The sequence below is a fragment of the Dyella sp. ASV21 genome, from assembly GCF_016428975.1.
GTDB lineage: Bacteria > Pseudomonadota > Gammaproteobacteria > Xanthomonadales > Rhodanobacteraceae > Dyella.
The window spans coordinates 1-12,611 of the sequence record NZ_JAELTT010000037.1; the positions used below are offsets into that span (position 1 = coordinate 1).

14 protein-coding genes and 1 riboswitch are annotated in these 12,611 nt (G+C 65.5%); of the genes, 1 reads left to right on the forward strand and 13 read right to left on the reverse strand.

Going from position 1 to position 12,611, the window contains the following annotated elements; all coding sequences use genetic code 11:
• Positions 1-202: 202 nt before the first annotated feature.
• From JHD67_RS13205 to JHD67_RS13250, 10 genes are all read right to left on the reverse strand, one after another.
• Complete coding sequence (locus tag JHD67_RS13205) at positions 203-769, reverse strand: hypothetical protein (RefSeq protein ID WP_199099693.1); 567 nt, start codon at positions 767-769, stop codon at positions 203-205.
• A gap of 369 nt (positions 770-1,138) precedes the next feature.
• Positions 1,139-1,633, reverse strand: a complete 495-nt coding sequence (locus JHD67_RS13210; RefSeq protein WP_199099695.1) for a phosphatidylglycerophosphatase A — start codon at positions 1,631-1,633, stop codon at positions 1,139-1,141.
• Entirely contained in the window at positions 1,630-2,610 is a 981-nt protein-coding gene (thiL, locus tag JHD67_RS13215; RefSeq protein WP_199099697.1) for a thiamine-phosphate kinase, read from the reverse strand. The genes JHD67_RS13210 and thiL overlap by 4 nt, the downstream gene beginning before the upstream one ends.
• 86 nt (positions 2,611-2,696) lie before the next feature.
• The gene (locus tag JHD67_RS13220) at positions 2,697-3,224 is read right to left on the reverse strand and encodes a GNAT family N-acetyltransferase (protein WP_343214360.1); all 528 of its coding nucleotides are present in this window, start codon (positions 3,222-3,224) and stop codon (positions 2,697-2,699) included.
• Between the two features lie 11 nt (positions 3,225-3,235).
• Positions 3,236-3,682, reverse strand: coding sequence for a transcription antitermination factor NusB (gene nusB / locus JHD67_RS13225; protein ID WP_199099700.1), 447 nt, complete (start codon positions 3,680-3,682; stop codon positions 3,236-3,238).
• A complete protein-coding gene (gene ribE, locus JHD67_RS13230; RefSeq protein WP_343214363.1) occupies positions 3,682-4,149 on the reverse strand; it encodes a 6,7-dimethyl-8-ribityllumazine synthase in 468 nt (155 codons plus the stop codon). The genes nusB and ribE overlap by 1 nt, the downstream gene beginning before the upstream one ends.
• Positions 4,150-4,189: 40 nt before the next feature.
• Positions 4,190-5,155 carry a muramoyltetrapeptide carboxypeptidase gene (gene ldcA, locus JHD67_RS13235; RefSeq protein WP_199099755.1) on the reverse strand — a complete coding sequence of 322 codons (966 nt, stop codon included), beginning with the start codon at positions 5,153-5,155 and terminating at the stop codon, positions 4,190-4,192.
• An 82-nt stretch (positions 5,156-5,237) separates the two neighbouring features.
• Complete coding sequence (gene ribBA, locus JHD67_RS13240; protein ID WP_199099704.1) at positions 5,238-6,329, reverse strand: bifunctional 3,4-dihydroxy-2-butanone-4-phosphate synthase/GTP cyclohydrolase II; 1,092 nt, start codon at positions 6,327-6,329, stop codon at positions 5,238-5,240.
• Positions 6,330-6,457: 128 nt separating this feature from the next.
• Positions 6,458-7,099, reverse strand: coding sequence for a riboflavin synthase (locus JHD67_RS13245; RefSeq protein WP_199099706.1), 642 nt, complete (start codon positions 7,097-7,099; stop codon positions 6,458-6,460).
• A 132-nt stretch (positions 7,100-7,231) separates the two neighbouring features.
• Positions 7,232-7,400: riboswitch (FMN riboswitch) on the reverse strand.
• 113 nt (positions 7,401-7,513) lie between these two features.
• Positions 7,514-8,425, reverse strand: a complete 912-nt coding sequence (locus tag JHD67_RS13250) for a LysR family transcriptional regulator (protein WP_199099707.1) — start codon at positions 8,423-8,425, stop codon at positions 7,514-7,516.
• Between the two features lie 87 nt (positions 8,426-8,512).
• On the opposite strand from JHD67_RS13250, the gene JHD67_RS13255 reads away from it, so the two are divergent.
• Entirely contained in the window at positions 8,513-9,523 is a 1,011-nt protein-coding gene (locus JHD67_RS13255) for an NAD(P)-dependent alcohol dehydrogenase (RefSeq protein ID WP_199099709.1), read from the forward strand.
• A gap of 38 nt (positions 9,524-9,561) precedes the next feature.
• On the opposite strand, the gene JHD67_RS13260 is transcribed toward JHD67_RS13255, so the two are convergent.
• The 3 genes from JHD67_RS13260 to ribD are packed head-to-tail and all read right to left on the reverse strand — an operon-like array spanning position 9,562 to position 12,580.
• Positions 9,562-10,578, reverse strand: a complete 1,017-nt coding sequence (locus tag JHD67_RS13260; RefSeq protein WP_199099711.1) for a Gfo/Idh/MocA family oxidoreductase — start codon at positions 10,576-10,578, stop codon at positions 9,562-9,564.
• Positions 10,575-11,444 carry a phytanoyl-CoA dioxygenase family protein gene (locus tag JHD67_RS13265; RefSeq protein WP_199099713.1) on the reverse strand — a complete coding sequence of 290 codons (870 nt, stop codon included), beginning with the start codon at positions 11,442-11,444 and terminating at the stop codon, positions 10,575-10,577. Before JHD67_RS13265 ends, JHD67_RS13260 begins: the two co-directional genes overlap by 4 nt.
• A gap of 35 nt (positions 11,445-11,479) precedes the next feature.
• Positions 11,480-12,580, reverse strand: coding sequence for a bifunctional diaminohydroxyphosphoribosylaminopyrimidine deaminase/5-amino-6-(5-phosphoribosylamino)uracil reductase RibD (gene ribD, locus JHD67_RS13270; protein ID WP_233171881.1), 1,101 nt, complete (start codon positions 12,578-12,580; stop codon positions 11,480-11,482).
• Positions 12,581-12,611: the final 31 nt, after the last annotated feature.

The following is a 12,611-nucleotide window of genomic DNA, read 5'->3' on the forward strand; positions in this document are numbered from 1 at the left end:
GGCCTATCGATGTTGATGCATCGGGCCACGATGCAATCGACCACGCCCTAGCCGCCCTCATCCCCGCATAGGGTGGCGTGCTACGAAAGGCACACCATGCGCTGCCTTGCCCAAACCCACCGACTTGGCCATTTGGCCAAGTCGGCACCCCATCGACTCGCCGATCCGTCGACAAGCGACGCCGCGAGGAATCCGGCCATGCTCAGGGGATCACATGAACGTCCATGCGACTATCGATGCCGTCATCCGCCTCGGGATGCAGTAGCGACCTGCGCAGCTTGTCGCTGGTTCCCCAGGCCTTGAGCGTCGCCAGTAACGCATCGTCCTGGCTATCCTTGCGGAAATAGAAGTCCAGATGACGGGTGTCGTCGCACACGTCCTGGCAATGGAAGCTGGAGAAACCCAGCGCCTCGATCTGTCCGTACTCGTTGAGAATGATGGCAGTGGCGTTGCCTCGGCAATCGCGCGAGGGGCAGCCCACGAACAGGAACCGCCTGTCGGGCAACGCGACCATGCTGTCACCAGAGCCGCCAAGGCCCGACATGGCCTGCTCGGTCAGCGAGCGATTGGATTTGAAGTAACTGGCCTTGCTGTCGGTAGTGAAATGCCCCAACGCCTGTACGAAGCCATTGGAACGCGCCAGCTCGTTGGCATTGGGGCAAGTGGAAGGATCGATCAACCGGCAGGGGCCGGGCGCTGCAAGAGCCACCGAGCAAGGCAGCAAGAGCAGCCAAGCGATTAGACACGCAATGCGAAGAAGTCCGCGCATAAGCACCCCCTGGAAGACAACACGTTCGCCTAAGTTGGGCCGGCTGCTTCTTTCCGCGACGGCCACGATGGCCGTGGCGCCTGCGCGCGCCATGCGCGGCGATGAAGCTTGCTCAGGAGGGTGTGTGGGACCCATCGGCCACGATGCCCGGCCATCCCGTGACGCCCCCTGACAGGTTCCGGCCGGGGTCACCATGCCGCAATCCCGGGGCAATGGCTATAGGAATTGTGCGCAGTCGCACAACGCGGCATGGCCCGCTGCGTTAGCGCCAAACCGTGGATTTCAGCCTTCGCTGATGACAAAAGCATGACGCCACCGATGGGAACGGACGTCCATACATCCGGGTGGCCCGCACCCTGCCGGGGGCACTTACAACCGCAGAAGCAGCGCCAGCAACAGGGCGGCGAACACGCCAGCCACCACGTCGTCCACCATCACGCCCATGCCACCCTTGAGGTGGCGATCCAGCCAGCGGATCGGCCAGGGCTTCCATACGTCGAACAGCCGGAACAGCGCGAAGCCCAGCACAACAGCCCACCAGGGTGCGAACAAGGCAGGAACCAGGGCGATCCAGAGGCCAACGAATTCGTCCCACACGATGCTGCGGTGGTCATCCACCCCTACGGCGCGGCCGGCGATGCCGCAGGCCCATACGCCCACCACAAACGCCACCGCCACGGCGAACACATAGAGCTGCAAGGGCAACGTGCGCAGCAGCAACCAGGGCAATACAGCGGCCAGCGAGCCGAAGGTCCCTTGGGCTATCGGCGCAAGCCCCGAGCCGAAACCGCAGGCAAGCCAGCCGGCGGGCGTGGCGAGGAGTTGACGGCGCTGCTCGGCGCCCAGGGCTTTCTTGTCGGTCATGGGGCGAAATGGTCCCAGCCTTGCCGGCCGGTTTCCAGCCATTCGCCCTGCGCATTGCGCACGCGCACGCCGCTGCCTTCCACCATGCGGCCAATGCGCGTGGCTCCGCAGCCCATGCGGGCCAGGTCGCCTTGCACTTCGGCTACCAAGGCAGGCGGCACGGTAAAGCACAACTCGTAGTCGTCGCCGCCCGCCAATGCGAACTCGCGTGCGGTGGCATCGTCAAAGCTGCCCAACAGCATGGGCGACAGCGGCAGCAACGGTGCGTCGATCTCCGCCGCAAGACCGCTGGCGTGGGCGATATGACCCAGGTCTGCGAGCAGACCATCGGAAATGTCGATGCAGGCGGACGCCCGCTCGCGCAAGGCCAAGCCGGCCGAAAGACGAGGTGTGGGCCGGTGCAGGCGCTCCATCAGGTACGCGGCCCGTCCCGACTCCTCATCCACGCGGGTACCTTGCTGCCAAAGCACCAGACCGGCCGCCGCGTCACCCAGGGTGCCGGTCACCAGCACGACGTCGCCAGCACGTGCGCCGGCACGGGTGAGCGCCTTGCCCACGGGCACGAACCCATGCACGGCCACGCTGACGGTAAGCGCGCCACGCGTGGTGTCGCCCCCGATCAGCGCCAGGCGATGCGGCTGCGCGAGCTGGGCAAAACCGTCGGCGAAGCCGTCGATAAAAGCCTGCACCTGCTCGCGCGGCTGTTTGGGCAGGGTGAGCGCCAGCAGCGCCCATGCAGGGCTCGCGCCCATGGACGCCAGGTCAGAGAGATTCACCGCCAACGACTTCCAACCAATGTCGGCCGGATCAATGCCGTGCGGAAAATGCACGCCTTCCACCAGGGTATCGATGGCGATGGCGATCTGCTGCCCCGCCGGAGGCATCACCAGGGCGGCGTCGTCGCCAATGCCCAGATGGACGTCTTCACGGCCTTGCGCGGTGCGCTCGCGAATACGCTCGATCAGCTGGAATTCCATGGCGTGCGTCCTCTAACAACGATGCGTGATCGCCATGCGGTCCGCGCGGCTCACGAACCGGGGCGCTGCGTGACGACGCGCCAGGCTCAACGGCGATATACCCGTGTGGGGCTGCCGTGATAAGTGGTGTCCTGCCAGCGCTCGAAGCCGGCCTTCTCGGCCACGCGGATCGACGGCAGGTTGTCCGGCGAAATAATGCATACCGATGCCAGGGCGGGATGTTGCTCGGCAGCCCAAGCCATCGCGGCGGCCACGGCTTCGGAGGCGTAACCCTTACCATGGGCCGCGGGGGATAGCACCCAGCCGAACTCCAACATGCCGTCCAGCGAGGGTTGCAGGTCGCGCTTGAGATCGGCAAAACCGATATCGCCGATATAGCGGCCGGAGGCTTTCTCCTCCACCGCCCAGAATCCGTAGCCCACCAGCGCCCACAATCCGGCGTATTGCAGCAAGCGCCGCCATACCTCTTCGGCGGTGAAGGCGCGGCCGCCGATGTAGCGCGTGACCTCCGGATCGGACCAAATGGCCACGCAGCCGGCGTAGTCGTCGGCGCGATGCGCGCGCAGCCTCAAGCGGGCGGTTTCCAGCACCGGCACCGTTGTGGGCTGCGCCACACCGCCGTCCATCAGCCGCGCTTCTCGGTGGTGCGCAGCGCGCTGGCCAGCTTATCCAGCACGCCGTTGACGTAACTGTGGCCGTGATCGGCACCGAAGCGCTTGGTGACCTCGATGGCCTCGTTGATGATCACGCGGTAGGGCACATCCGGGCGATACTTGAGCTCGTACGCGGCCAGGCGCAGCGCGGCGCGCTCGATCGGGTCGATCTGGCCCACATCGCGGTCCACATAAGGCTTGAGGCTATCGTCGATGGCTTCGACGTGGCGTTCCACACCGCGCAGCAGATCCTCGAAGTACTCCTGATCGGCCACCTCCATATCCTGCTCGTGACGGAACTGCTCGATCACCGCATTCATGTGGCTGCCGCTGAGCTGCCACGCATACAGCGCCTGCAACGCACGGCGGCGGGCACGCGAGCGAGCGGCCAGATCGATGCCTTCGGGACGCTGGTTCATCAGAGCTTTCCGTACAGGTTGACCATTTCCAGCGCGGCCAGGGCCGCATCGGCGCCCTTGTTGCCAGCCTTGGTGCCGGAGCGCTCGATCGCCTGCTCGATGGTGTCGGTGGTGAGCACGCCGAAGGCAACCGGCACGCCGGAGGCATAGGCGGCCTGGGCCAAGCCCTTGGCGCATTCGCCAGCCACATAATCGAAGTGCGGGGTAGAGCCGCGAATCACCGCGCCCAACGCGATCACCGCGACGTACTTGCCGGAGTTGGCGAGCTTGTGCGCGGCCAGGGCGATTTCCCAGGCGCCGGGCACGCGAACCAGCTCGATCGCGTCGTCCTTCACGCCATGGCGCACCAGGGTGTCGCGCGCGCCGGCCACCAGGGGCTCGACGACGAAACCGTTGAAACGGCCGGCGACGATGGCAAAACGGCCTTTGGGCGTGGAGAAATCGCCTTCGATGATCTTCATGGGTATGCGTTTCCTGAGGGGCTGCCGCCCCGGGGGGCGGACTATTTTACGGGATTTGGGGCAGCGTGCCCGGATCGGGCAGCGATGCCGCTTCGGAAAGGTGGGGATGGCCGTCAAAGCGCAGGCTGGCCTGCCCCCCCGCGACCTCGAGCCGCGCCGGCACACCGAACGGCAGGGTGAACTTGTCGGTTTCGTGGCCGAATGGCAGGCCGGTCACCACCGGGATGCGGGCCACCTCGTGAATGCGGGCCAGCGCGGCGTCCACGTCGTAGCCGTTGTCGTAGGCATGCGGGCGGCATTGGGTGAAATGGCCCAGCACCAGCGCGCGCTGGCGATCGAGCACACCGGCCAGGTGCAACTGATACAGCAGCCGCTCAATACGGAACGGGGGCTCGCCCACGTCTTCCACGAACAGGATGCCGCCGTCGATCCTGGGGAAATAAGGCGTGCCGATAAGGCTGCACAGCATGGCGAGGTTGCCGCCCCAGAGCGGGCCTTCCACGGCGATGTCCCGGGGCAGCCGCGTGGCCCAGCGGGCAGTGACCTGGGGCTCGCAAACGGCACGCCAGAAGTGCTCCCACATCAGGCCATTCAGTTCCGGCGCGCCGAAATCGGCCGCCAGCATGGGGCCGCCAAAGGTCACCAGGCCACTTTTGGCGTAAAGCGCCATCTGGATCGCGGTGAAATCGCTGTGGCCCACCAGCAGCGTGCGGCTACCGACCAGCCGCTCACGCAACGCACCGTAGTGCAGGTGCTCAAGCAGGCGCGTCGCGCCGTAGCCGCCGCGCACGGCCAACGCGATGTCCGGCAGGGATGGCTGGATGGACAGGCGGTTGATATCGGCCAGGCGCTCTGCATCGCTGCCCGCGAAGCGCTGCTCTACGCGATCCAGCACCTCCGTACCGTCTATCGTGCAGCCCACGGCGCGCAGTCGGGCGATGCCACGCGCCGTGGCGTCGTGGTCGTGAGGGTAACCGGAAGGAGCGATCAGGCGGATGCGGGTCATAGGCAGCTTCTGCGCGGGAGTGGATTGGCAGTATGCGGATCACGCATGGCGCGGACAGGGCTTCGGCATGCCGAAGCCCTGCGCTCCCTCACACGTATTCGACCACTTCCAGGCCAAAGCCGCCCAGGCCCACCATCTTGCGCGGCGTACCCAGCACGCGCAGCTGACGGATGCCCAGGTCGGCCAGGATCTGCGCGCCCAGGCCCAGCTGACGCCACTCCTGCTGTTGCGCTTCCTCCGGCGCCTGCACCGCCGGTTGGCGGTTGAGACGACGCAGCAGCGCATCGGCGGTGTCTTCACCGGAAAGCACCAGCAGCGCACCGCGGCCTTCATCGGCAATACGACGCAGCGCCGAGGTCACCGTAAGGCCCAGATCGTCGCGCTGCAGATGCAGCACATCCGACAGGGTGTTGCGCACGTGCACGCGGGTGAGCACCGGCGCGCCGTCGTGCACGGTGCCGCGCAGCAAGGCGAAATGCAGGCCCTGATGGATGGCATCGCGATAGGCCACCAGGCGGAAGGGGCCGAATTCGGTCTGCACGTCTTCCTCATACACACGCTGCACCGTCTTCTCGGTTTCCAGACGGTAGCGAATCAGGTCCGCGATGGTGCCGATCTTCAGGCCGTGCTTCCTGGCGAACACTTCCAGCTCGGGGCGGCGAGCCATCGAGCCGTCCTCGTGCAGGATCTCGATCAGCACGGCCGCCGGCTCCAGGCCCGCCAGCGCGGCCAGGTCGCAACCCGCCTCGGTATGGCCCGCGCGGGAAAGCACGCCACCCGGTTGCGCGGTCAGCGGAAAGATATGACCCGGCTGGGAGAGATCCTGCGGCTTGGCACCCGACTTCACCGCCACCTGGATGGTGCGCGCGCGATCATGCGCCGAAATGCCGGTGGTAACGCCTTCGGCCGCCTCGATGGAGACGGTGAAATTGGTCTGGTAGGGCGAGGTGTTGTCCACCACCATCGGGCGCAGGCCGAGCTGGCGCGTACGCTGCTCGGTGAGGGTGAGGCATACCAGGCCGCGCGCTTCGCGCACCATGAAGTTGATGTCCTCCGGTCGCACCATTTGCGCGGCCATGATGAGATCGCCTTCGTTCTCGCGATCTTCGTCATCGAGAATCACGACCATGCGGCCGGCGCGGATATCTTCGAGGATTTCGGGGATGGTGTTGAAGCTCATGGGGATGTCCAAAAAAAGTTTGCCGAGGCGCTGCGTTCGTTCGTCATCCCCGCGAAAACGAGGATCCAGCGCCTTGCGTCAGTGCGTGCAAAGCCGCCGAGTCCCCGCTTTCGCGGAGACCGCGGGTATCAAGCAAAGCCATGCTGTTTGAGGAACGCTTCATCAAGCTTGGGCATGCCACCGCTGCCGATGAGCCGCTCGATATAGCGCGCCACCACGTCCACCTCGATATTCACCGCGTCGCCCGCGCGACGCGCGTGGAAGGCGGTGTGTTCAACGGTATGCGGAATCAGGTTCACACCGAAGCGATGGCCATTCACCTCGTTCACGGTAAGGCTGGTGCCATCAATGCAGATGGAACCCTTGGCGGCGATGTAGCGCGACAGATTGGCCGGCACTTCGAACACCCATCGCTGCGAGCGCCCGTCCGGCGTGACCGACACCACCTTGCCCACGCCATCCACATGGCCCGATACGAGATGGCCGCCTAAACGGTCGGCGAGGCGCAGCGCCTTCTCCAGGTTCACCGGGTCGCCGGCCTTGTGCTTGCCCAGCGTCGTGAGCGACAGCGTTTCGTTGGAGACGTCGGCACTGAAGCCACGCGGCTCCAGGGTGACCGCGGTCAGGCATACGCCGGACACGGCGATACTGTCGCCCAGTTGCACGTCGTTGAGATCGAGACCGACGGTGTCCACGTGCAGGCGCACGTCGCCGCCGCGAGGTTCCAGCCGCGCGATGCGGCCCACGGTCTGAATGATGCCGGTAAACATCAGCACACCTCCGACAGGAAGGCGGCGAACAGATTGTGACGAAGCTTGGACATGAAACGTTTCCCGCGCCAAAAAAATGCGAAAAACGCCCCAAGGCGTCAGGCAGGCGCACACCCGCAAAGGCGCGCACCGTACCGTCTTCTCTCATCCGGACTTTCTGGCGGCCATCGCTGGCTGCCAACCGTCGGCTCCGGCATTGGACCGGATCTGCTGACCTTCCGATGGATCGGAAGCGCTCGCGGGCTCATACCCTGAGGTATCTACCGCCGGTGGGGAATCGCACCCCGCCCTGAAGACGTCGTTGTAAGGTTGCCGGCGAACCGACCCCGGGAGTTTAGCATTTTCCGACCCGGGGCCCGAACCGCGGTCGTTCACCAGGCTGCACGCCGTGTCCCGCCGGCGCGCCCAAAGGGCTCAGGCGTCACCCAGCGCGACGGCAAGGTAGTCGATCAGCAGGCGCAGGGCGGGCGCGCGATCCGCGCCCGGCAACCACACCAGATGAATGGGCGAACTGGCCAATTGCCACTCGGGCAACACCTCTACGAGCCGGCCCTCCGCCACCATCGCATCGCTCATGTAATCGCCCTGGATGCCGATGCCAACGCCCGCCAGCAACGCGTCGCGCACGGCAAGTGAATCGTTGCAGGCAAGCACGGGGTCGATGCGCACGGAACGCCGGCGCCGCTGCCGCGAAAACTGCCATAGCGTGCCGGTGCGCAGGCCGCTGAAGGCGAGGCAGCGATGCGCCCTGAGGTCCACCGGGTCGTTGAGCGCCGGCGCGTGGGCCAGATAAGACGGCGAAGCGCACAAATAGCGCCGCATGGTGCCCACGCGGCGGGCCACCAGTTGCGCATCGGCCAGGCGCCCGGCGCGCACCGCCAGATCAACCTTGGCCGCGACCATATCGACATAGGCGTCTTCGTAGGTGGCGTCCAGCCGGATCTGCGGGTGTCGCCGCATGAACTCCGCCAACAGCGGCGCAATGCGGTCACGCCCATACGATCGCGGTAAATGCACGCAAAGCCGCCCCGCCGGCTCCCCTTCGCGCGGACGCAGGTCGGCCGCCAACGAGGTCATCACCGACTCCAGCCGCTCGCAATGCGCCAGCAATTGTTCGCCACGCGAAGTCAGCGTGACGCGCCGCGTGGTGCGCAGGAACAGTTTTGTCCCCACCGCCGATTCCAGCGCCGCAATGCGCCGACTCAACACCGACGGCGTACAGCCGACGTCCTGGGCCGCCAGTGAAAAATTAAGTCGCCGCGCGGCGGTGGCAAAGGCACGCAACTCTCGCACCCGGGTCGGCGTCAGCTCAAACGATTTATTCATAAAATGAACAAATGATGTGTGATATCGGCAGATTATCATTTTGCCGCCGAGCGCCGAGCATGCCGCCATTCCCCACGGAGCAACGTCATGCGTGCCTATCAACTCAACGCTTTCGGACTGGACCATCTGCAACAGATCGAGCTGCCTGCCCCCACGCCGGGCCCGGGCCAGGTGCTGGTGAAACTGGAGGCGGCCTCACTCAATTACCGCGACTTGCTGCTGGCTCAAGGCAAGCTGTATCGCGGCGTCGCGCTGCCCATCGTGCCGGTCTCCGATGGTGCGGGCACCGTGGTGGCGGTTGGCGAAGGCGCGCATCGCTTTCAACCAGGCGACCGGGTAACCACCGTGTACAAGTCGCGCTGGATTGCCGGCGCCATCCGCCCGGAATGGACCGGCGCCGAGCCGGGCGGTCCCGATGACGGCGTCATGCGCGAGTACGCCTGCTTCGATGCCTATGCGCTGGCGCGCGCACCGCGACACCTGGACGCCCTGTCCGCTTCAACCTTGCCGATTGCCGCGCTCACCGCATGGGAGGCGCTGGACCTGGCACAACTTACCAGCGGGCAATCCGTGCTGATCCTGGGTACCGGCGGCGTCTCGCTGTTCGCGCTGCAATTGGCCAAGCAGCGCGGCGCCAAGGCAATCGTGCTTTCATCCAGCGACCACAAACTCGAACGCGCGCGCGCATTGGGCGCGGATGTGGCCATCAACTATCGCCAGCACCCACAGTGGGGCGCGCTGGTGCGCGAAGCCACCGACGGCGTGGGGGCCAACGTGGTGATCGAAACCGTGGGCGCGGCCACCTTGCCGCAATCCATGGAGGCGGCGGCCATGCATGGCTTTATCGGCCTGGTCGGCTTTATGGGCGGCAACGAGGCCAGCATCACCCTGACCCAGGCGCTGCTCAAGCGCATTCGCCTGCAAGGCTTGTCGGTGGCGCCACTGGAACAGCATGAACGCTTGGTGGCTGCCATCGAGCAAGGACGCCTCGAACCGGTGATCGATCGGGTGTTTGGTTTCGCCGAACTGCGCGAGGCATTCGATCTGCTGGCGTCCGCCCAACACTTCGGCAAGATCGTGATCGATTTTTCCCGTTGATCGCGGCCACGCGCCCGCCCTGCGGGCGCGTGGCGAGCTTACTGGCCGATCACCTGACCGGTCTGGCGACGGTAGTCACGAAGCACCTGATCCATCACCCAACTGGTGCGCGCGCCGCTCACCGCATTGGACGGACAGGCGCCGGCATCGCCGGTCAGCTCGGCCACGATGGTTTCAATCAGCGGCTGCTGGATATGCAGCGGATTGGCCACCTTGTACTCATGCGTGCCCGAAGCGCTTTCCACGTGAATCGGGCCATCGCCGAACGTGGCAAAGGTGATACGCCCCTGATCGCCTACCACTTCGACTTGGTCGTGATATTTGAAGCTGCCGAAATTCCACAGCCCCGTACCCAGCATGCCGTTACCAAAGGCAAACGCCATGGCCACGCTATCCTCCACCGGGTAGGCGCCCAGCTGGTTACTGGCCTGTCCGCTGGCCGACACGATGGGCCCGAACAGCCAGTCGAGAATATCCAGCGTGTGGCAGCCGATATCCATGAAGACGCCGCCGCCGGAAACATCCGCCTGCACATGCCAGGGGAGATTTTCCGGATCGTGATAGCGCGGATGATGCGGCTCGTGCAGCACGGCATTCACGATGCGCGGGGTGCCGATGGCGCGCTGGCCAAAGATAAGCTCGCGCACCTTGGCAAAACGCGGCAATGCGCGGCGGTAATAGGCCACGAACACCGGCACGTTGGCCGCGCGCCCGGCGCGAATGATCTCCTCGCACTCGGCGTGATCCAGTGCCATCGGCTTTTCCACGTACACCGGCTTGCCCGCGGCGATGCTCATCAGCGCGTACTGCTTGTGTGTGGAAGGCGGCGTCGCCACGTAGACCGCGTTGACCTGCGGATCGGCAATCAACGCCGCTGCATCGTCGTACCAGCGCGGCACACCGTGACGCTCGGCGTAATCGCGTGCCTTGCCGCCATCACGCCGCATCACGGCGACCAGCGCGGAATTGGGCGTCTTGCTGAAGCCCGGACCGCTTTTCACTTCGGTGACGTTGCCGCAACCGATGATGCCCCAGCGTATGGCCGCCGTCGTCATGTGGTCTTGAACTCCTGCTTGAGGAACTGCTGATGATAGGCGTGAAACACATTCACCTCGGGATGTCGCGCGCGCTCCACCAAGTGGGCGCGCAGCGCTTCGCGGACGCCAGGGTCCAGTGAGGCAAGGTAGTCCAGTGTGTACTCGGTATGATCGAGCACGCCAAAGTGACAGGTGGGTGGATATTGCGAGGAATGGAAGCCCAGGTGCACGGTAATGCGCCGCTGCGCCAGCGTGCCGCCGTAACCGCGATGCACGGTGTAGTTGTTATAGAACACCGCCTCACCCGGCTGCAGCACCAACTGAAGCCCGTCAGCTAACTCCGCCGCATCCACCGGCGCCATCTTCTCGGTGTTGCCGAAGATCGCCCGCTCCGGCGCGTTGAGCGCACGCCGATGGCTGCCTGGCACCAGCCACAGGCAGCCATCCACCGTGAGCGGAAGATTCATCTGCACGTAGTTGTAGTGATAGCTCTCGCTGAACCAGGCGGGATCCACCTGATCGTCAGGCACCTGCAACACATCGCGATGCCAGCCCTGGCGATAGTCCACACCGGCCTCTGCGTAGAACAGCGAGGCGCCATCGATGATGATGCCCTCGCCCAGCAGGTCACGGCCGATGGCAAGGATGTCCGCGTTGCAGATCACATCCTGGATGCCCCGAATGGCCTTGGCCGGCTGAAGGAACTGCAGGTTGCTCATGCGCTGCGCATCGCCACGCTCGCGTCGATCGGCCTCGACGGCCGCGACATAGCGCGCGATACCGGCCTCATCGAGGACGCGTCGCACCAGATAACCCTGTTCGAGGAACTGGGCGCGCTCCTCCTCGCTGAGGACAATCGGTGGCAAGGCGTGCGAAGGGTTCATGGCAAGGGTCCAGGGAAAGGCAACAGGCTCGGCACTCAGGCCGCCGGGCGGAACAGCAGGCGCATATCATCGCCAAGTACGCGGCGATCCACCGTGCGCAGACGCCAACGTCCCGCCATATCGGTAAGGGCAGGCAACGACAGCAAGGGGCGCGCGGCATCGCCCAGCAACAGCGGCGCCATGTAGATCAGCAGTTCATCCACCAAGCCTGCTGCGAACAGCGCACCGCAGAGACGGGGGCCGGCTTCCACGTGCACCTCACCGATATGGCGGCGGGCCAACTCGGCCATGACTGCGTGCAGATCAAGCGCGCCACCCTGTTCGGCCACGCCAGCCAACGCCACCGCCTGGAAGCGCGGATCATGCGGCTGGGCATGTGGCGCATGCAGCACCAGCGTGGGCACCGTGCCATCGAGCACGTGACTGTCCGACGGCGTGCACAGGCGTCGATCCAGCACCACGCGCAGGGGGGGCATGAACCCCTCGGCTTCCGGCAGGCGCACGTTGAGGCGCGGATTGTCTGCCAGCACCGTGCCCGAACCAGTGAGGATGGCGGCGCTGCGCGCTCGCCAACGCTGCACGTCAGCGCGTGCGGCCTCGCCGGTGATCCATTTCGATTCGCCATTGGCCAACGCCGTGCGGCCGTCCAGACTCATGGCGAGCTTGACGCGAACCCAGGGCCGACCGCGTTCGATGCGACTGAAGAAACCGACATTGAGTTCACGCGCGGCATCGCGCTGCAAGCCGGTTTCCACCGTGATGCCCGCGGCACGCAACTTGCCGATGCCGCGTCCATCCACCTGCGGGAACGGATCTTCCGCGGCAATCACCACGCGCGATACGCCCGCGGCAATCAGCGCATCCGCACAAGGCGGCGTGCGGCCGTGGTGCGCGCATGGCTCCAGCGTCACATAAGCAGTGGCGCCACGCGCCTGCTCGGCGGCGTCGCGCAAGGCGAACACTTCCGCATGCGGTTCGCCGGCACGCGGGTGGAAACCCACGCCCACCACGCGCTCGCCATGCGCGATGACGCAACCGACACGCGGATTGGGGTGGGTGGTGTACAGGCCACGCTCGGCCAGGCGCAAGGCCTGCGCCATATGGGTGTGGTCGATGGCGGAGAAACTCTGGCTCATGCCCGGATCACTGGCTGATGCAATGGCATCA